Origin of the sequence: Streptomyces sp. NBC_01808 (genome assembly GCF_035917395.1) — a bacterium.
In the GTDB taxonomy this organism is placed as follows: domain Bacteria; phylum Actinomycetota; class Actinomycetes; order Streptomycetales; family Streptomycetaceae; genus Streptomyces.
The window spans coordinates 204,997-222,578 of record NZ_CP109072.1 but is presented as its reverse complement, the minus strand read 5'-3'; the positions used below and the strand labels follow the sequence as shown (position 1 = coordinate 222,578).

The following is a 17,582-nucleotide window of genomic DNA, read 5'->3' as shown; positions in this document are numbered from 1 at the left end:
GGCGGAGCCCGCCCGCGGAAGGCCCCGCGGCCGGGCCGTCCGCCGGGAAGCGACCGCCGAAAAAACCCAGGGCCCTTTCCGCCGCCCGCTGTTACGGTTGAGTCCGCCGCGAAGCGAAGCCCGGGGCTACTTCCCTTTCACCGGAGAACGAATTCCCCGGGCGACTGGTACTCGCAGCACCCTTCGGGGATTTAGACAACTGGATACGGGTGACCGGCGAAGCGCAGTGCGGAGATACTTCGTTTCGAGAACGAGGAGGTTGCAGGTTCGAATCCTGTCGCCCGCCTGACCGCGGGTGTAGCTCAACGGCAGAGCACCTGTGCTTCGCACGTCCGGTACTCGCCGGTCTCCCGTGTCCAGTTGCCGCCCCCGACTGCCGGTCGCTTTGCGGCCGGGCCGACAACTGCAAAAAGGCACCGCGAAGCGCAGTGTGGGCCTACTTCCACTTTTAATGGAGAGGTCGCGGGTTCGAATCCCGTCGTCGGCTTCGGGCCGGCGTAGCTCAGCGGCCAGAGCGCCACGTAGCTCACGCGACTGGTACTCGCGGTGCCTTTTTGCAGTTCTGTCCGTCGGCCCGGAACCCTTTCTCCAGCCTTGGGGGACCGCTATGGGCAAGTTCACCTCCGCGCGCGCCGGCCCCGGCTCGCCGGTGACCACGACCGGCACGACCGACACCTTCGAAGGCGGCGCCGGCTTCACCCGGGACGCCAAGAGCGACCTCTTCCTTTTCGCCGCGGTCAACATAGTCGGTGAGGGCGCCTTCTACGAGGGCGCGGGGGAGCGCGACCGGCGGTTCCGCGACCTCGTGCATGCCGCGACGAAGCAGGACCCGGACTGGGTCGCCGCCTTCGTGCCGTACCTGCGAGGTCAGATGAACATGCGCTCGGCGGCGATCGTGATGGCCGCGGAGTCCGCGCTCGCCCGCCGCGGCGGCACCGACCGCGAACCGACCGTCCCGGTGCGGAAGATGGTCGCCTCCGCGATGCTCCGCGCCGACGAGCCGGCCGAGTTCACCGCCTACTGGAAGCAGCGCACCGGCAAGGCGACGCTGCCCGGCGGCGTGCAGCGCGGTATCGGCGACGCCGCCGCGCGGCTGTTCACCGAGCGGGCCGCCCTGAAGTACGACGGGGCGAACGCGCAGTGGCGCATGGCCGACGTCGTGACCCTGGCCAAGCCCACTCCGGCGGCGCCGTGGCAGGCCGACCTGTTCGACTACCTCGCCGACCGCCGCTGGAAGCGGGACACGGTGCGCGTCACCGAGCGCCTGCCCGTGCTCACTGCGCACCGGGCCGCGACGGCCAGGCCGCGGGCCGAGCGCCGGGCGTGGTTCCTCGCGGACCCCGACCGGCTGAGGGCGGCGGGCATGACCTGGGAGGAGCTGTCGTCTCTCGGGCCGATGGACGCTGCGGCGTGGACGGCGATCATCCCGCACATGGGTCTGATGGCGCTCTGCCGCAACCTGCGGAACTTCGACGAGGCCGGCGTGCCCGACGAGGTCGCCGCGCAGGTGACCGCGCGGCTGTCGGACCCGGAGCAGGTGCGCCGCTCGCGGCAGTTCCCGTACCGGTTCCTGTCCGCGTACCGGGCGGCGCCGTCGCTGCGCTGGGGCCACGCCCTGGAGCAGGCGCTGTCGGCGTCGACGGCGAACATCCCGGCCCTGCCGGGACGCACCCTCGTCCTCGTCGACACCTCCGCGTCCATGCTGTACCGGGTGTCGGCGAAGAGCCAGGTGCGGCACGTCGACATCGGCGCGCTGTTCGGCACCGCGCTCGCCGCCCGGGGCTGCGACGTCGACCTGGTGGGCTTCGCCGACGGCGTGTTCCGGCACCCGCTGACAAGGGGCGGCAGCGTGCTGCGGCAGGCGGAGGAGTTCTGCAAGCGCATCGGCGAGGTCGGGCACGGCACGGAGACCGTCGCCGCGCTGCGCAGGACGTACGACGGCCACGACCGCGTCGTGATCGTCTCGGACATGCAGGCGTTCGCGTACCCGGGCCGGGGCCTGGGCCGGGGGACGTCGGTGTCGGACGCGATCCCGGCCGGGGTGCCGATGTTCGGCGTCAACACCACCGGCTACGGCAAGGCGTCGATCGACACCGCCCGGCCGCACCGGTACGAGATCGGTGGCTTCAGCGACGCCCTGTTCCGCATGATCAGCCTCCTCAGCCGGAACCGCACCACCGACTGGCCCTGGGAGAACTGACCGCACCCGCCGAGTTCCCCGCCGCCTCCGGGCGGCGGGGGCTCGGTGCTATGCCGCGCAGGTGGGGGGCCATGGACAGCGTGAACTCGTCGGTGGCGCCCACGCCGCCGAGGTGCCCAGTTGGGACGTGTGGATCTGGTCAGTCGCCCGTCCACGACTGTCGGTTCAGTCGCCGGAGTGGTCCGGCAGGAGTTGAGCCGCGAGCGATCGTGCCGTGGCAGTGAGCGTGGCCGTGTCCATCCCGGTCCGGCTCATGAACACGATCCCTTGTTGCGCGGCCAGGAGGGCCCGCGCGAGTGCGATCGGATCCGCTCCGGCCGGCAGGTCGCCCTCGCGTTGGGCGCGGGCGACGCAGTCGCCGATCAGCGCGGTGGACGTCTCGTACGTGCGGTGGGCGTGGTCGAGGACTTCCGGATCGGCGTTGCCGAGTTCGCAGGTGCTGTTGGCCATCAGGCAGCCACGCCGTGTGCCGGCGCCGGTCGGGTCGTCGATCGGTGCCTCTAGGAGCATGCGCAGGGCGTCCAGGGCCCGTGGAGTCTCGGCGAGGGCCTTCCGCAGATGGCCATGGTTTTCGTCGGTGTAGCTGTGCAGCGCCCGGAGGAAGAGCTGACGCTTGTCGCCGAACGCGGCATACAGGCTGCCTTTGCCCAGGCCGCTGACCCGCATCAGGTCTTCCAGTGAGGTCGCGGCGTAACCGGCGTCCCAGAACTGATCACGGACGGCGTTCAGCACCTGCTTCTCGTCGAACGATCGCGGACGTGCCATGTGAACAGCATACGGGTTCTTGACCGTGCGGTCCATCATGCTTATGGTGGACCGCACGGTCAAGAACCCGTGGCACGTTGCACCTAGAGAAGTGGGAAGCGCATGGGAAAGCTGGACGACAAGGTGGCGATCGTGACCGGCGGGTCGCGGGGGATCGGGGCGGCGTCGGCGCTGGCGCTGGCTGACGAGGGTGCCGATGTCGCGATCAGCTACTCGTCCTCGGCGGATCAGGCCAAGGCCGTGGTCGCCGACCTGGAGGCAAAGGGGGTGCGCGCGGCAGCCTTCCAGGCCGACCAGGCGGACGCGGCGCAGGCGGCGGGCCTGATCCGGCGCGTGGTCGAGCAGTTCGGGAAGCTGGACATTCTGGTCAACAACGCGGGCGTCACCGTCGCCGGCCCGATCGACAGCGAGCTCGCCGACGAGTCTGCCTTCGACCGCCAGCTCGCCGTCAACTACACCAGCGTGGTGGCCGCGATCCGGGCGGCGTTCCCGCTGCTGCCCGATGGCGGGCGGATCGTCAGTATCAGCTCGGGTGTGGGAACACGGGTGGGCTTCCCCGGGATGACCGACTACGCCGGCACCAAGTCGGCCCTTGAGGGATACAGCCGGGGCGCAGCCCGCGATCTGGCCCACCGGGGCATCACGGTCAACGTCATCCAGTCCGGGTTCGTCGACACCGAGATGAACCCCGCCGACAGCCCGGCCGCGCCTGTGTTCCTTCCGACCACCGCGATGGGGCGGTACGGCAGGCCGGAGGAGATCGCCGCAGGCGTCGTCTTCCTCGCCAGCCCGCAGGCCTCCTACGTCACCGGCGCAGTACTGAGGATCGATGGCGGATACGGCGCATAGCCCCACCGCGCGAAGTCTTCGTCGAATTCGGAAACTCGCTGTGACCGGCTCGCAAGCGCCAGGGTCACCCGAGTCCGACGCCTCGGCGCCGGAGTACGCACCGAGCGCGGCCCGGAAGCGGTAGTTGCTTTCCGGCGTGAACAGCGTCTCGTAGTACGTCAGCAGCGCGTCCTGGTGCTCGTACAGCTCGCTGTACAGGGAGCGGTTGCCGTAGTACGTGTGCAGCTCGCGCGGCATGACGAAGTAGGCGGAGTCCCAGGCGGGGACGGCCTTCCAGGTGAGGTTCCAGCCGGGCGTGTGGTCGTAGCCGTAGCCGCCCTTGACCGCCGGCAGGATCATGGGGAGCTGGCCGGTGGAGATCTGGCCGTCGGGGAAGCCGCGCAGGTACTTGGTGAAGGCGGCGTTGACGTCCCAGGTGAGTGACTCCGACTCGGAGCTGGCCATGGTGTCGCCGGTCCAGCCGTTCTTCTCCCGCGAGGGCGTGTCGGTGGGTTTCTGGACGAGGTTGTTCTGCTCGGCCCACTCCAGGTTGCGCTGGATGCGGTTGAGCAGGGCGTTGTCCGTGGTGAAGGTGCCGGTGCGGGCGAAGCCGGAGCGGGCGACGTGCACGTGGAACAGCCGGGAGTCGCGGCGCGGGTCGACCGCGCGGCCCAGGGCCGCGTCGAGGTTGCGTACCTCCAGGTAGCGAAACCCCCGGTGGCTGAACTGCGGCTCCCAGGTCTGGTGTGCCGCCGGGCCGAGCGTGTAGTAGTTCGTCTGCAGGTTGGCGTCGTGGAAGTAGTTCTCCTCGACCGGCGTGAGCGGGCGTCCGGCGTGCCGTCGCCGGAGACCTGATTGGCGCCGGACATGCGCAGCGTGACGCCCGCGGACGCGCGCGGCACGCCGGTCAGCGACAGCACCGGGAAGCCGGTGACGATCTGCCCGAAGTCGAGGATCCAGGCGTCGGAACCGGGCGCGCTGCGCCGCATCGAGACCGGGCGGAGGGTCTGGCCGACGACGACCGGCTCGGCCTCGTGGACCCTTATCCGCGCCGGGGAGAAGCCGTCCGGGACGGTGGCGGCGGGCAGCGGTCCGTGGTGCTCCGGGGCGGGGTCCTGGCAACTGCCCGGCTCGACGAGCACCGTGGCCGGCGCCCACCGGCCGCCCGTGCGCAGGCCGGATCCACGCCGCCAGTCGCCGAGCCCGGCGGCGAGTCGGGCGTCGTACTTCTCGCCGGAGTAGACGGAGTCGAAGGTCGTCGGGCCGTCGGCGGTCTTCCACGACCCGTCGGTGACCACCGTCGTGGTGGCGCCGTTCGCGTATGTCACCACCAGCGCGGCCCGCATCCGCGGTGCTCCCGCGTACGGCGCCATGTGCCAGTACCACTCCTGCGGGGTGGTCACGCCGTACCAGCCGCGGCCCAGCTCGGCGGCCAGCACATTCTCAACACCCGGGCGGACGAGGCGGGTGACGTCGAAGGTGTCGTAGAGCACGGTCCTGTCGTAGGTGCTGTGGTCGGTCAGCAGGCGGGGCACGTTGGACAGGTCCGCGGCGGGCTGCCGGCCGTCGGTGGTGAGCGGCTCGCCGTTGACGGTGAAGACGACGTTCCCCGCGGCGCTGAGGTACAGCCGGGCCCGGGCGACCTCGCCGTGCGGCAGCGGCTGCGCCGTGCGGAGCAGGGGGGCCGGGTTGGCGATCGGCAGCATGGCGTTCTTGGCCACGAAGGTCAGCCCGGCGGACGTGCCGACGCCGCTCTCGAAGGGGTTCGCCCCCGTGGTGAGGTCCACGTCGAAGCGGGGCGCGCCGGTCCCCTCGACGCGTACGGTGCGTACGACGGCGGAGCTGCCGGAGCCGAAGCCGATCGAGCCGTGCCTGCGGATCTGGTCTCCGTGGAGGGTGCGGGAGTCGACGCGGACACCGTTCACCGACGTGGTCACGGTGGTGCCGTGCGCGGTGAGGACCACGGTGTGGTCCCGATCCGCCCAACTGCCGGGCGTCAGACCCGTGCTCTCCGGGACGTCGACGGTGGCGACGGGCACCGAGCGCACGCCGGTCGCGGTGGGGTTGGTCTCGCTCTGCGGATCGTAGTGGTCCACGCCCCAGTCCGGCTCCGACGTGCCGTCGTCGACCCAGGTGTTGCCCGCGTAGTGCAGGGTGGTCATCTGGAGCCGGATGCGGCCGTTCTGCTGCCGGAGCACCCAGCTCAGCGCCTCACCCCAGGTCTTGCCCACCGGCTCGGCGCGGAACAGCAGCGCCAGCCCCGCCGCGGGGTCGTCACCGCCGCGGAACACGATGGTCTCCGTCAGATCCCGCCAGTCGTGGTCCTGCGGCTCGCGACCGCCGATCCACCGCGCCCCCGCCCAGCCCCGCTCGCCGTCCAGGAGACCGGTCTCCCAACGCGCCGGTTCGCTCCAGCCGGTTGCCCTGCCCCGTTCGTCCCATGCGCGGACCCGCCAGAAGTACGGACGTCCAGAGGCCAGTTCACCGCCCTCGTAGGGCACAGCGGTGCTCTGCGGGCCCGAAACCCTGCCGCTGCGCCACATGTCGGCGCGGCCCGGCGCGGTGCCGGCCTCGATCTCGTACGCGGACTGCCTGCCCACCTGCGGAACCCAGCTGAACACCGGCGCGCTTTCGATGCCCAGCGGCTCTGTCACCGAGTTGACCTGCAGGCCGGCCACCGCCCGCGAGCCTCGCGCGGTGGAGTCCCGGCCCGCGGCACCGGCACCGGCGGCCTGCGCGGGGAGCGCGAGCCCCGCGGCACCGGCTCCGACCGCCCCGACGGCATGGCGGCGGCTGAGGAAGCTGCGCGGATCCGCCGGCATCAGAACCTCCGTTGATACGATTCAAGTATCGCGCCGGAGGCTAGCGGTGGAAGGAACTGGAGACAATCGTCGGCACAGGGGAATCCGAGAGACGCGTGTCCGACCGCAGAATTGAACGATTCAAAGAGGGCGAGGGGCGCCGTAGCGTTCGGCGTGGTCCGCCCGTAGGGCGGCGTCGAACTCCTCGATGCGGGCTGTGAGCGTCGTGACGAGTTCGGGGTAGTGCCGGGAGAGGTCGTAGCACTCCCCGGGATCGCGGGCGAGGTTGAAGAGCTGCGGCAGTTCCTCGGTGGGGGAGAAGGCGCGGCCTGTGAAGTACGGTCCGGGCACGCGGCCCACGTGCAGCTTCCAGTCGCCGCGCCGCACGGCGTTGCAGTTGCCGACGGACGGTGTCCGCTGGTCGTCGTAGTAGAAGAGGTCGCCGCGGTCCACCCCGCGGCCGGTGGTCAGGGCATGCAGGATGCTGCGGCCGTCGATGGTGCGCTCCGGGTCGGGCTCCACGCCCGCTGCCTCGAGGAGGGTCGGGAGAATGTCCACGAGGGAGGTGGGCCGGCGGTAGGTGACCCCGGCCGGCACCACGGCGGGCCACTCGACCACGAACGGCACGCGCTGGCCGCCCTCGTACGTCTCGGCCTTGCGGCCGTACAGGTCCCCGGCGCTGCCGACGTACCACGGCCCGTTGTCGCTGGTGAAGATCACGCAGGTGTTCTCGCGGACGCCGAGGGCGTCGAGCTCATCCAGCAGCACGCCCACGTAGTGGTCGATCTCCTCCACCGAGTCGCCGTGCGGGCCCGCCGCCGAGCGGCCCGCGAACTCCGAGGCGAGGGGCTCGTGCGGCTGCGTGATGGCGAGGTAGACGAAGAACGGCCGGTCGGCATGGGCGCGGATGAAGGAGACCGTCTCCTCCGTGTAACGCCGTGTCAGGCTCGCCTGGTCCGGCGGCTGTTCGACGATTTCGCGGTCGTCGTAGAGCGGCAGCGGCGCCATGTCGTTGGAGTACGGCAGACCGAAGTAGCGGTCGAAGCCGTGCTCCATGGGGTGCAGTGCGGGGTCGACGGCGGGGTTGCCGAGGTGCCACTTGCCGATGTGCGCTGTCGCGTAGCCCGCGCCCTTGAGATACGTGGCGAGTGTCGTCTCCCGCGACGACAGCCCGTTGGTGTGGTCGGGGAAGAGCACGTTCGCGAGGTTCACGCGCGGCGCGTAGCAGCCGGTCAGCAGCGAGGCGCGGGACGGGGTGCAGGTGGGAGCGCCGGCGTAGAAGTCGGTGAAACGCATACCGCGGCGCGCCATGCCGTCGATGACGGGCGTGTCCACGAGCGGCGAGCCGTAGCAACCGGGGTCGCCGTAGCCGAGGTCGTCGCAGTAGACGATCACGACGTTCGGCGCGGCGGCCCCCTCGCCGCGGGCGGGGACGGCGGTGGTGACGCCGGCGACGGCGGCCAGGCCCATGGCGCCGGAGCCTTTGAGGACCGTCCGTCGGGAGGCGGATGCCGTAGGAGAAGTGGCTTCGCCGGGTTGGACGCTCATACGGTCGTCGTCTCCTTCCGCGCCGCAGCCTCGGCGGCGACGTCGTCGCGCAGTTCCTCCAACGGCCCGCGCAGCCGCTCCACGACACCGGGGTGGAGCGCGGCCAGGTTGTACGCCTCGCGGACGTCGGCCGTGACATCGAACAACTGCGGCATGTACGCGGTCCTGTTGGCGCCGAACGCGACGTGCAGCTTCCAGCGGTCGCTGCGCACGGCGTTCAGCCACTCGTTGAAGAAGAGGTAGACCGGTCCCCGGCCGGGGGAGGGACGGCCGGACAGCAGCGCGGACATGTCCTCGCCGTCGAGGCCGTCCGGCGGGTCCACCTCGGCGAGCGCGCACAGCGACGGCGTCAGGTCCAGCAACGAGCGCGGCGTCCGGTCGCGGGTGCGGCTGGTGACGGATGGCCAGGAGGCGAGGAACGGGACGCGGACGCCGCCGTCGAAGACCTCGGGTTTGCGGCCGCGCCGCTGCTGGTTGTGCCCCTCGTAACGCGGGCCGTTGTCGCTGGTGACTATCACCAGCGTGCGGCGGGTCAGGCTCCTGCGGTCGAGGTGACGCAGGAGTACGCCGAGGTAGTGGTCGAGTTGCTCGACCAGGTCGCCGTAGGCACCGGCGGCCGACGCGCCGTGGAAGCGGGGCTCGACCCGGTAGGGGGCGTGCGGCCCGAGGTGGGAGAGGACGGCGAGGAACGGGCCGTCGCGGTGGTCGTCGATGAAGTCGAGGGCGGCGTCGGTGAGTCGGCGCGCGGCGAGCGCCGGGTCCGCGTCGTCGACGACGGCCTTCCGCCCCTCGTGCCAGGCCAGCGGCATGACATCGGTGCCGTACAGGGTGCCGTCGAAGCGGTCGAAGCCATGATCGAGCGGGTGCCGGCCGGGCTGTGCGCCGAGCCGCCACTGACCGAACAGCCCGGTGGCGTAGCCCGCGCTCCCGAGCAGCTTCGCGACGGTGACCGCGTCCGGCGGCAGGCCGGCGTCGGTGCCGGGGATGGTGGAGGCGGGCAGGCCGTAGCGTGCCCCGTAGCGCCCGGTGAGCAAGCCGGCGCGCGACGGCGTGTCGGTCGAGGCGGCGGCGTACATCGCCTCGCAGGCAACGCCGTTGGCCGCGAGCCGGGTCATCGCGGGCGTACGGATGAGGCCCGAGCCGTAAGGGCCGAGATCACCGATGCCCAGGTCGTCCGCCAGAACCACGACAACGTTCGGTGGCGCCATGACCCCGCCTCCCTCCTGTGACAGGAACATGCCGACCATAGAATAGTTTCATCAGGCAGCCAACACCTTTGGTGGCAGGAGAGCGAACTTTCTCCACTGTGAGGCGAAAGTAGCGAGACCTCGCTTTCCCCGTCCCCGGTGGCCGGTCCCTTCCGGTCACCGGGCGCCGTATCCGCCGCCGTCGCGCCGTGGCCACCGCCGGCGGCGCGCTGGCGGTGGTCGGCCTTGCCGTCAGCCTCGCGGCCGGCCTGCCCGGTCTGGGCGCCGAGGACCGTTCCAGGCCCGCCACCCCGCCGCCCAGTAGCCCACCGGCGTCGCCCACGCCGTCCGCACCTCCGTCGGAGGTCCCCAGCGGTGTTCCCACACCGACGCGGAACGACGACCGCGCCGAGACCCCGGGAGCGCCGTCCACCGGCGGCTCCCCGTCCACCGAATCCTGGTAGCAAGGCCGTGCACCGGGGCCACGGCACGAGGCTCTGCCCCGCATCCCCGCCACGCGCGCGGTCGCGCACCGGGGCAGCGAGGCAGAGCCGCCGTCCTGCCTACTCGAAGAACTTCAGGCTGTAGCCCACGTTGGTCGTACTTCCGGGGACGTTGGCGCGCCGGTACGTGGTGTTGCTCCACCAGACCGCCGTCCCGGAGTACCAGAAGCGGTTGGCCCACGTGTAAGGGGTGCCCTTGGCCACCGCATGGAACATCGTGGGGAAACGATTGCCGGATGGCGGGCCGGCGTTGACGTCGCCCTGCGGAAGGATGAACGTGTGGTGGCCGGGGCCGTTGACGTTCACCGTCGTTGTCCAGCCGGACATCATGGACGGCGCGTGCGAGCCGAACAGGCAGCCGTTGCTCTTGTACCAGTCCCAGACGTAGGTGGGATCGCCGCCGGCCCTCAGCCGCAGGTCGGCGATGCAGTACTTGTCGCTCCAACTGCCGTTCGCGGAGTAGACGACATGCAACTGGCCACTGGGGTCGACGATCGGCTGGGGCGCTTCGTTGATGTACGGGTTGCCGACGACGCGCTCCCACGGCTCACGCGGCTGCGAGATGATGTAGCGGCCGCCGGTGGAGGCGGTGGGGCTGCTCATCCGGGCGACGTAGAGGTTCTGTTCGACGTTGGTGTCGCCGGACCAGCCCGACCACACGAACCAGCGCTGCCCGCCGAAGGTGAAGGGCACTCCGTCAATGGCCCACTTGTCGCCGGGCAGGGCCACCTTCACGGCCGCGGAGTATCCGGATGTCGGGTTCGGGGAGCCGATGTGGTACATCCGGTGGGCCGCACCGCGGCCGGCGGCGAAGTAGATGCGGTACTGGCCGTCGTGATGGACGATCTCCGGCGCCCAGACCTCGCCCAGATTCGCGGTGTCCTGCCACACCTGATGCTTGGGGGCGGTGGCCACGGCCTCCGGCGTGGACGCCGTCCGCACCGCGATCCCGCCGTCCACCGATTTGGCGGAGACGTAGAGGCTGCCCACCTTGATGACGCTGGGGTCGGCGCCGCCGACCAGAGCACTGCCGAGCGTGGAAGGCGGATCCGCCGTCGCTGCCGTCGCTGCCTCCTGAGCTGATGGGCCGGTGGGTCCGTCGCCGGGCCTGGCGGCGGTGGCGGCTTGTCCGAGAGCGAGTACGCCGATCAGCCCTAACGGGACGGCACCGGCGAGCCAACGGGAAGGGCGCATCAGGTCCTCCTGGCGTGTACATGACTCACATGGAGAGCGCTCTCAACTGTCACAGCGGCGGGGGAAACCTGTCAAGGAACGGAGCCGTGGCACCGCGGGCAGGCTGCGGTGCGCAAGGGCTGAACGGCGCCACCCCGCCGCGGCGTGTCCGCGCAGGGTGGCGCTCGTTCCCCTTCGGAGCCGGCGCGGGGATGTCGGGTTAACGTCCGTGCACCTCGAACGAGAACAGCGAGTACCCGTACTGGGTGTTGCGCTGCGTCCCGTACATGCGGACGTATCGTGCGTCGGTGGAGACGGGGATCGTCTCCACCCCGCCCGGTCCGCTGGTCGTGGAGTGGACGTCGGTCCAGTCGCCGCCGTCGTCCGAGACCTGGAGCCGGTAGCTCTTGGCGCTGGCCGTCTCCCAGTGGAGTTTCACGGTGCCGATGGCCGTCGTGGCCCCCAGGTCGATGCTCAGCCACTGCGGGTCCGAGTAGTCGGATCCCCAGCGGGTGGTGTCCTGCCCGTCCGTGGCGTTGGCCGGGGCCAGTTCGGCGACCCGAGTGGAGGAGGCGGTGGCGGGCTTGCCGCGTGCCAGGTCCGGAGCCGCGTGCACCTCCAGGCCCCGTAGCGAGAAGCCACGCCCGGTGTACCGCTTGGTGAGGTTCAGGCGGACGAACCGCACCGGCTGGGGGGTGATGGCCAGGGTCCGGGTGCCGCCCGTTCCGGCGGTGGTCGAGTGGACGGTCCGCCAGGTCTCCCCGTCGGGGGAGACCTCGACGGCGTACGCCTGCGCATAGGCCGTGTCCCAGTGCAGCGTCACCGCGTCGGCGAACTGCGGCGTCAGCAGGTCGACCATCGCCCATTCGTCGTCCGAAGGCGCCGAACCCCAGCGGGTACGGGGATTGCCGTCGGTCAGGAAGTGGGCCCCGACGGAGGTGTCCTCTTCGGAGGAGGTGAGCACCGGGCGGCGCAGGGCCACGTTGTTCGCCGTTGCGCCGAGGGTGACTCCCGCTCCCTGGCGGTCGCCGTCGGGGAGGGTGGCGGTCCGGCGGGTGACCTTTCCGAACCGGGTGAGGGTGACGGCGACGGTGACGCCGGGTGCCTGCGGGGCGGAGACGGTGATGACGGGCGCGCCGGGCCCCGACTCGTCGAGGATGACCGTGCAGGGCTCGTCGACGGCGAGGGTCACCCCCTTGCGGACTTCGGCGGTGCCGGGGGAGTAGAAGAGGAGCTGGGAGATGCCCAGGCCGTCGTGGCGTACGCCTTGCAGGGACGGGGTGTTGGCGAGCACCCGCACGGGCAGGTGCTGCGCGTACGCCACGGCCTGGCCCTGATTGACCCCGGGCCGGACGACGTAGGCGTAGGTCGCGTCGCTCGGCTCCACGCCGTGGTCGAGCCAGAGGCCGAACACGTCCTCGGTGACGGGGGTGGGGTCCTGGCCGGTGGCGATGTCGGCCCAGGCCCCGGTGACGGTCTCGTTCTTGACGGTCATGGCGACCGGCTCGAAGAAGGCGTATCCGGTGCCGTCGTGGTAGGCCCACGTTCCGGTACGGGTACGGGTGGCGCCCGGCTCGACGGTGCTTCCGGCGGCGACGACGCTGCCCACCCGGCGTGTCTGGTTGAGCGTGGTCACGACGGGGTTCGGGTCGGTGGAGGTGATGCCTGCGCCGAGTGCGACGAACTCGTCGTCGAAGCAGAAGTAGCCCTTGCGGGCGGTGGTGCCGTACTTGTCCATGTCCAGGGCCGCGGCGCCGTAGAGCCCGTTGTCCACGCCGCCGACGAAGGTGGTCGACTGCCGGTAGGGGTTGCTCGCGTCCAGGGGGACCACGACCGCGGGGTTGGTGCATCCGGGCAGGCGGGACCAGTCCCACACGGGGAACAGGTTGCGGTACTCGTCTCCCCTGCGGGCGATGAACGTGGTGCCGAAGGGGACCCAGTACAGGTAGTTCAGCTTTCGCGGGTTGGAGGAGCGCCACTCGGAGCCGATGGTGCGCGCGGAGACCATCTTGACGGTCACGCCCCAGCCGGGGCGCTTGTGGGCAGCGAAGTCCGAGCGCCAGAAGTACTTGTGGCCCCTCAGCCCCGTGTCGCTGCTCTGGAGGGCGATGTTGCGCCGCAGCCGGTCGAAGTGGCCGGCCTGGCCGGGCAGTACGTCGTCCATCCGCCGGAGGGATTCGAGGGTGCGCTCGGCGTTGCTGCGGTACCGCGGGGCGGGGTTGAGGAAGACGTTGAACTCGGCGTGGTCCCCGTTGATCATCCAGCGGGTCCCGTCCAGGACCCAGCTCGTGTAGTCGTAGACCGACGCGGGCGAGAAGGCGTAGGAGGTGCGTCGCAGGACGTACAGCCACTGCGCGACGTCGGTGAGCATGCTGCGGCCGTACCCGGCCGAGTAGAGCTGGTCTCCGTGCTGGTGGTAGCTGAGGTCGCTCTGGATGCCGTCGCCCGTGTTGAGGAGGATCGCGCGGGCCATGGCGTCGCGTCCGGAGGCGACGAGGGCGGGGTCAGGCGTCAGCAGGCCGCGGAAGATGACGTTCTGCGCGTACCAGACGGCGTTCTGGCCCGTGCCCGACGAACTGCTCTGGAGGACGCCGACGATGTCCGCGGTGCGGGCGGCGTCGAGCTGTCCGTGCAGGAGCAGGCCGATACGCCCCAGACGGAGCTGGATGCCGATGCCTCGCTCCCACCAGTTGACGTTGGTCGGCTTGGCCTGGAACCAGTGCTCGACGCCCTTCTGCACGCCGGCCAGCAGTGCGGGGTCGCGGTGGTGCGGTCCGGCCGGATTGGCGTACGCGGCGGCCATGGCCTGCATGCGGTCCAGCGCCCGGTACGGCGACCACGCCGCCCCGTTGGCGGCGCTGTTGGTGGCGGAGTAGTCCACGTCGCTCCACGAGCCGTCGGCCCGCTGGGCGGACAGGTAGCTCGTGGCCTGGCTCTGGTACGTCCATTCCACCCGGGCGGTGGTGCCGTCGTCGAGCCAGTCGTGTTCGAGGTAGATCCCGAGCAGGGTCGAGCGGATGTCCGCGAGGTCGCCGGTGGTGTCGGCGAACGCCGACGGTACGCGGCCCAGCGGACCGCCGGTCGTGATCAGCGCGGCGAGTGCCGCGCTTGAGGAACCCAGAAAGACTCGGCGTGAAACGGTCACGACGAGACTCCTCTCTGCGAGGTGGGGGCGGGACGGGGATTACGGGACCGTGCGCTCGAGTGCTGCGACGCCGATGGAGCTGTCGGCCATCCCGTAGAAGACGTACGGGATGCCTTCGATCTCCTCGATGGCGGTGGGGAAGACGACGTTGCTGAGGGTGCCCTCGGTCTCCTCCCGGGTCTGCGGGGACAGCCACGGCTGCGGGCTGCGTGCCAGCACCCGGGACGGATCGAGGGCGTCGAGCAGGATGCCGCCGGCCCGGTAGACGGAGCCGTGGCTCAGTTCGAAGCCCTTGGCGACCGGCCCGGTGACGCCGTGGTGGATGAGCAGCCAGCCCTCGGGCACGCGCAGCGGCGGCGGCCCGGCTCCGATCTTGGCCTCCTCGAACGGCATCTGGGGGCCCACGACCGGCGCGGCATGGGTCAGCGAGGTCAGCGCGGACAGGTCGGCGCGGACCGCGTCGGCGTCCGCGTAGGCGATCCAGATGGACGGCCGGGGGTCGGTGACCCCGGCCGGGACTGGGGCGCCTTCGCCGGGCCGCAGCCAGTCCAGTTCCCACATCGGCCGGTGCAGCATGGCGAAGCAGGGCCGCCCGTTCGGTCCGGGCAGCACCTCGGGGAAGAACACCAGGTCCTTGTTGGGGAAGAAGTTCAGGTCGGTGGACAGGCCCGGCCGGTACGCGAAGTGCAGCGGACCCAGGCGCCGCCAGTGGACGGTGTCGTCGGAGACGGCCAGGGCCGGACGGGGGCCGAGGGGCCCGTAGGCGACGTAGGTCATCACGTGCACGCCGAGGTCCGGGAGGAAGGTGATGCGCGGGTCCTCCACGCCGGCGTTGTGCGCGCCGCGCTCGAAGCCCTCGTCCGGGGCCAGGACCACGCCCTGGCGTTCGACGCCGACCGGGACGCCGTCTTCGATCACCACCCGGGCCCGGGCGATGCGGGAGACGTTGCCGGCCGAGACGATCCGCGGAAACAGGTAGAGGTGGCCGTCGGGCCCCCAGGCGGTGGCGGGGTTGAGGACGCCTTCGGCCTCCAGCGGGTCGGCCGGGTCGGCGGTCATGAGTACGCCGACGCGCTTCAGGGCGTAGGGGAGTGCGGTTTCGGCGTTGAGCTGGGTCATACCTACCCTTTGATCGCGGAGCCGAGGTTGGCGGAGGTGAAGTGGCGCTGAAAGAGCAGGAACAGCACCACGGCCGGGACCGCCAGGACGCACGCGCCGGCCAGCACGGCGCCCATGGGGTTGGCCTGGAAGGTGGAGTTGGCCTGGGAGAAGTTCGCCAGACTCACCGCGAGGGGCTGCATGTCCGGGTTCTTGGTGATCAGGAAAGGCCACAGGAACTCGTTCCACGGGCCGATGAAGGTCACCAGCATCGCGGTGAGGATCGCCGGCCGTACGAGCGGCACCGCGACCGAGCGCAGGATGCGCAGTTCGCCGGCGCCGTCCATGCGGGCCGCGTCGAATATCTCCCGCGGTATCTGCAGGAAGTACTGGCGGAAGATGAGCACGGCGACGGAGTTGATGGCGAACGGAAGGATCATCCCGGCGTAGCTGTCGGCCAGGTGGAAGTAGCGCACCACCATCACGTAGAGCGGGATCATCAGCAACTGGAACGGGATCGCCTGCACCAGCAGCACCAGGGCGAAGACCAGGCCGCGACCGCGGAAGTGCAGGATCGCCAGCGCGTATCCGGCGAGGAGCCCGAAGACCAGGGTGCAGGCCACGACCCCGGCGGTCATGATGAGGGAGTTGAGCAGGGCGGTGGTGAGGCTGAAGGAGTCGTCGATTCCGGAGAGGTTGGCCAGGGTCAGGTTGGACGGGTCGGGCACCAGCCCGCCCAGGCTGGTGTCGCGCTTCTTCTGCAGCGCGCCGATGAGCATGTAGTAGAACGGCAGCAGCGCGGCGACGGCGCCCAGACCGAGCGCGCCGTAACGCAGCAGGCGCAGCGAACGGGCCATCAGATTTGCACGGAGGGGACCCTCGCCTTCAGGTGAGGGGGAATCCGCGCTTCCTCCCTTCAGGGTTGTGAAGTGGTAGCATTTTGGTTGTGGCGAGAGGTGATCGTCGGGAGTCGCTGAACCTGCGCGTGCCGCCCGATTTGAAGCGGCAGATCGAGGCCCACGCGCAGCGCATGGGCATCTCGATCAACGCAGCCGCGTGCGTTCTCCTCGCCGAAGGCTTGCGTGTGGAGAAGCGGCGTGAGCGGTGAAGCGGGCGTACAAGTTCCTGCTGCGCCCCACCACCGGGCAGGAAGCCTTGCTGCGGGCGATGCTTGCTGACCACTGCTCCCTCTACAACGGCGCGCTTCAGGAACGCCGGGATGCCTACCGGCACACCTCCAAGACCACAGTCCGCTACGGGCAGCAGTCGGCGCAGCTCAAGGAGATCCGCGCCTTTGACCCCCAGCGGCAGGGCCGCTGGTCGTTCTCCTCTCAGCAGGCCACCCTGCGGCGGCTGGACAAGGCGTTCGCCGCGTTCTTCCGCCGTATCAAGGCCGGGCAGAAGGCCGGCTACCCGCGTTTCAAGGGCATCGGTCACTTCGACACCGTCACCTTCCCGAAAGACGGTGACGGATGCCGCTGGAACAGCACGCCGCACGACCCGCAGACCCGTGTGCGTCTCCAGGGCATCGGACACATCCGCGTGCACCAGCACCGGCCCCTTGAAGGCCGGGTCAAGACGGTCTCGGTCAAGCGTGAAGGCAAGCGCTGGTTCGTCGTCCTGGCCTGCGATGACGTGCCCGCCAAGCCCATCCTGGCCACAGGCGCGGTGGTCGGGATCGACATGGGCATCGCCTCGTTCCTGACCACCAGCGACGGCGAGCACATCGCCAACCCCCGCCACGGCCGCAATGCCAACGCCAAGCTGGCCGACGCACAGCGCGCACTCGACGGCTTCCCCACGCGGCGCAAGGCGAAGGACCGCACGAAGAAGCACCGCGCTGCCACCGCGAAGGTCGCCAAGCTGTACGCGAAGGCGCGGCGCCAGCGCCTCGACCATGCCCACAAGGCCGCGCTGGCCCTCGTGCGTGACTACGACGTCATCGCACACGAACGGCTGGACATCGCGAACATGGTCACCAGCCCGGCCCCCCGGCCTGACCCCCGGCGGCCAGGTCGGTTCCTGCCCAACGGGTCGAGCGCGAAGGCCGGACTCAACCGATCGATAGCGGATGCGGGTTGGGGGGTGTTCCTCGCGATCCTGCACGCCAAGGCTGAAAGCGCCGGACGGAGCGTGATCCCGGTGGCCCCCCGCAACACCTCCCGCCGCTGCCCCGAGTGCGGGCACACGGCCAAGGAGAACCGCACCACACAGGAGAAGTTCGAGTGCGTCAGATGCGGGCATGCCGCGCACGCCGACGTCGTCGGCGCACTCAACGTCCTCAGGGCCGGGCTGGCCCTCTGTGTCGCTGCCTAGCCAGCGGCACAGGAAGCC

The 17,582-nt window shown here is 70.5% G+C and carries 11 protein-coding genes and 2 pseudogenes; 4 read left to right on the top strand and 9 right to left on the bottom strand.

Going from position 1 to position 17,582, the window contains the following annotated elements; genetic code table 11:
* Positions 1-607: 607 nt before the first annotated feature.
* A complete protein-coding gene (locus OG946_RS00905) occupies positions 608-2,200 on the top strand; it encodes a TROVE domain-containing protein (RefSeq protein ID WP_326794232.1) in 1,593 nt (530 codons plus the stop codon).
* Positions 2,201-2,365: 165 nt separating this feature from the next.
* Here the strand turns inward: OG946_RS00905 and OG946_RS00900 are convergent, their stop codons facing one another.
* On the bottom strand, positions 2,366-3,001 hold the full coding sequence (locus tag OG946_RS00900) for a TetR/AcrR family transcriptional regulator (RefSeq protein ID WP_326800105.1): 636 nt from the start codon (positions 2,999-3,001) through the stop codon (positions 2,366-2,368).
* A 66-nt stretch (positions 3,002-3,067) separates the two neighbouring features.
* On the opposite strand from OG946_RS00900, the gene OG946_RS00895 reads away from it, so the two are divergent.
* Positions 3,068-3,814 (top strand): SDR family NAD(P)-dependent oxidoreductase, encoded by a 747-nt coding sequence (locus OG946_RS00895; protein WP_326794231.1) that lies wholly within the window; start codon positions 3,068-3,070, stop codon positions 3,812-3,814.
* Positions 3,815-4,018: 204 nt separating this feature from the next.
* Here OG946_RS00895 and OG946_RS00890 read toward each other — a convergent pair.
* From OG946_RS00890 to OG946_RS00855, 8 genes and pseudogenes are all read right to left on the bottom strand, one after another.
* Positions 4,019-4,951, bottom strand: a pseudogene (locus tag OG946_RS00890) (family 78 glycoside hydrolase catalytic domain); the annotation flags it as partial.
* Between the two features lie 89 nt (positions 4,952-5,040).
* A pseudogene (locus OG946_RS35995) lies at positions 5,041-6,615 on the bottom strand (glycoside hydrolase family 78 protein); the annotation flags it as partial.
* 120 nt (positions 6,616-6,735) lie between these two features.
* Positions 6,736-8,142 (bottom strand): sulfatase family protein, encoded by a 1,407-nt coding sequence (locus OG946_RS00880; RefSeq protein ID WP_326794230.1) that lies wholly within the window; start codon positions 8,140-8,142, stop codon positions 6,736-6,738.
* Entirely contained in the window at positions 8,139-9,350 is a 1,212-nt protein-coding gene (locus tag OG946_RS00875; RefSeq protein ID WP_326794229.1) for a sulfatase-like hydrolase/transferase, read from the bottom strand. The genes OG946_RS00880 and OG946_RS00875 overlap by 4 nt, the downstream gene beginning before the upstream one ends.
* Positions 9,351-9,892: 542 nt before the next feature.
* On the bottom strand, positions 9,893-11,026 hold the full coding sequence (locus OG946_RS00870; RefSeq protein WP_326794228.1) for a glycoside hydrolase family 43 protein: 1,134 nt from the start codon (positions 11,024-11,026) through the stop codon (positions 9,893-9,895).
* Between the two features lie 199 nt (positions 11,027-11,225).
* Positions 11,226-14,150, bottom strand: a complete 2,925-nt coding sequence (locus OG946_RS00865) for a polysaccharide lyase family 8 super-sandwich domain-containing protein (RefSeq protein ID WP_326794227.1) — start codon at positions 14,148-14,150, stop codon at positions 11,226-11,228.
* Positions 14,151-14,189: 39 nt separating this feature from the next.
* Entirely contained in the window at positions 14,190-15,269 is a 1,080-nt protein-coding gene (locus tag OG946_RS00860) for a glycoside hydrolase family 130 protein (RefSeq protein WP_326794226.1), read from the bottom strand.
* Between the two features lie 2 nt (positions 15,270-15,271).
* The gene (locus OG946_RS00855) at positions 15,272-16,105 is read right to left on the bottom strand and encodes a carbohydrate ABC transporter permease (RefSeq protein ID WP_326794225.1); all 834 of its coding nucleotides are present in this window, start codon (positions 16,103-16,105) and stop codon (positions 15,272-15,274) included.
* A gap of 89 nt (positions 16,106-16,194) precedes the next feature.
* On the opposite strand from OG946_RS00855, the gene OG946_RS00850 reads away from it, so the two are divergent.
* Both OG946_RS00850 and OG946_RS00845 read left to right on the top strand, forming a co-directional pair.
* A complete protein-coding gene (locus OG946_RS00850; RefSeq protein ID WP_326794224.1) occupies positions 16,195-16,356 on the top strand; it encodes a toxin-antitoxin system HicB family antitoxin in 162 nt (53 codons plus the stop codon).
* Positions 16,353-17,564, top strand: coding sequence for an RNA-guided endonuclease InsQ/TnpB family protein (locus OG946_RS00845; protein ID WP_326794223.1), 1,212 nt, complete (start codon positions 16,353-16,355; stop codon positions 17,562-17,564). The genes OG946_RS00850 and OG946_RS00845 overlap by 4 nt, the downstream gene beginning before the upstream one ends.
* The last annotated feature ends 18 nt before the right edge of the window (positions 17,565-17,582 follow it).

Excerpts from the sequence above, each read along its gene's own strand:
- OG946_RS00905 (WP_326794232.1), top strand. The coding sequence starts at position 608 with ATGGGCAAGTTCACCTCCGCGCGCGCCGGCCCCGGCTCGCCGGTGACC.
- OG946_RS00900 (WP_326800105.1), bottom strand. The coding sequence starts at position 3,001 with ATGGACCGCACGGTCAAGAACCCGTATGCTGTTCACATGGCACGTCCG.
- OG946_RS00895 (WP_326794231.1), top strand. The coding sequence starts at position 3,068 with ATGGGAAAGCTGGACGACAAGGTGGCGATCGTGACCGGCGGGTCGCGG.
- OG946_RS00880 (WP_326794230.1), bottom strand. The coding sequence starts at position 8,142 with ATGAGCGTCCAACCCGGCGAAGCCACTTCTCCTACGGCATCCGCCTCC.
- OG946_RS00875 (WP_326794229.1), bottom strand. The coding sequence starts at position 9,350 with ATGGCGCCACCGAACGTTGTCGTGGTTCTGGCGGACGACCTGGGCATC.
- OG946_RS00870 (WP_326794228.1), bottom strand. The coding sequence starts at position 11,026 with ATGCGCCCTTCCCGTTGGCTCGCCGGTGCCGTCCCGTTAGGGCTGATC.
- OG946_RS00860 (WP_326794226.1), bottom strand. The coding sequence starts at position 15,269 with ATGACCCAGCTCAACGCCGAAACCGCACTCCCCTACGCCCTGAAGCGC.
- OG946_RS00855 (WP_326794225.1), bottom strand. The coding sequence starts at position 16,105 with ATGGCCCGTTCGCTGCGCCTGCTGCGTTACGGCGCGCTCGGTCTGGGC.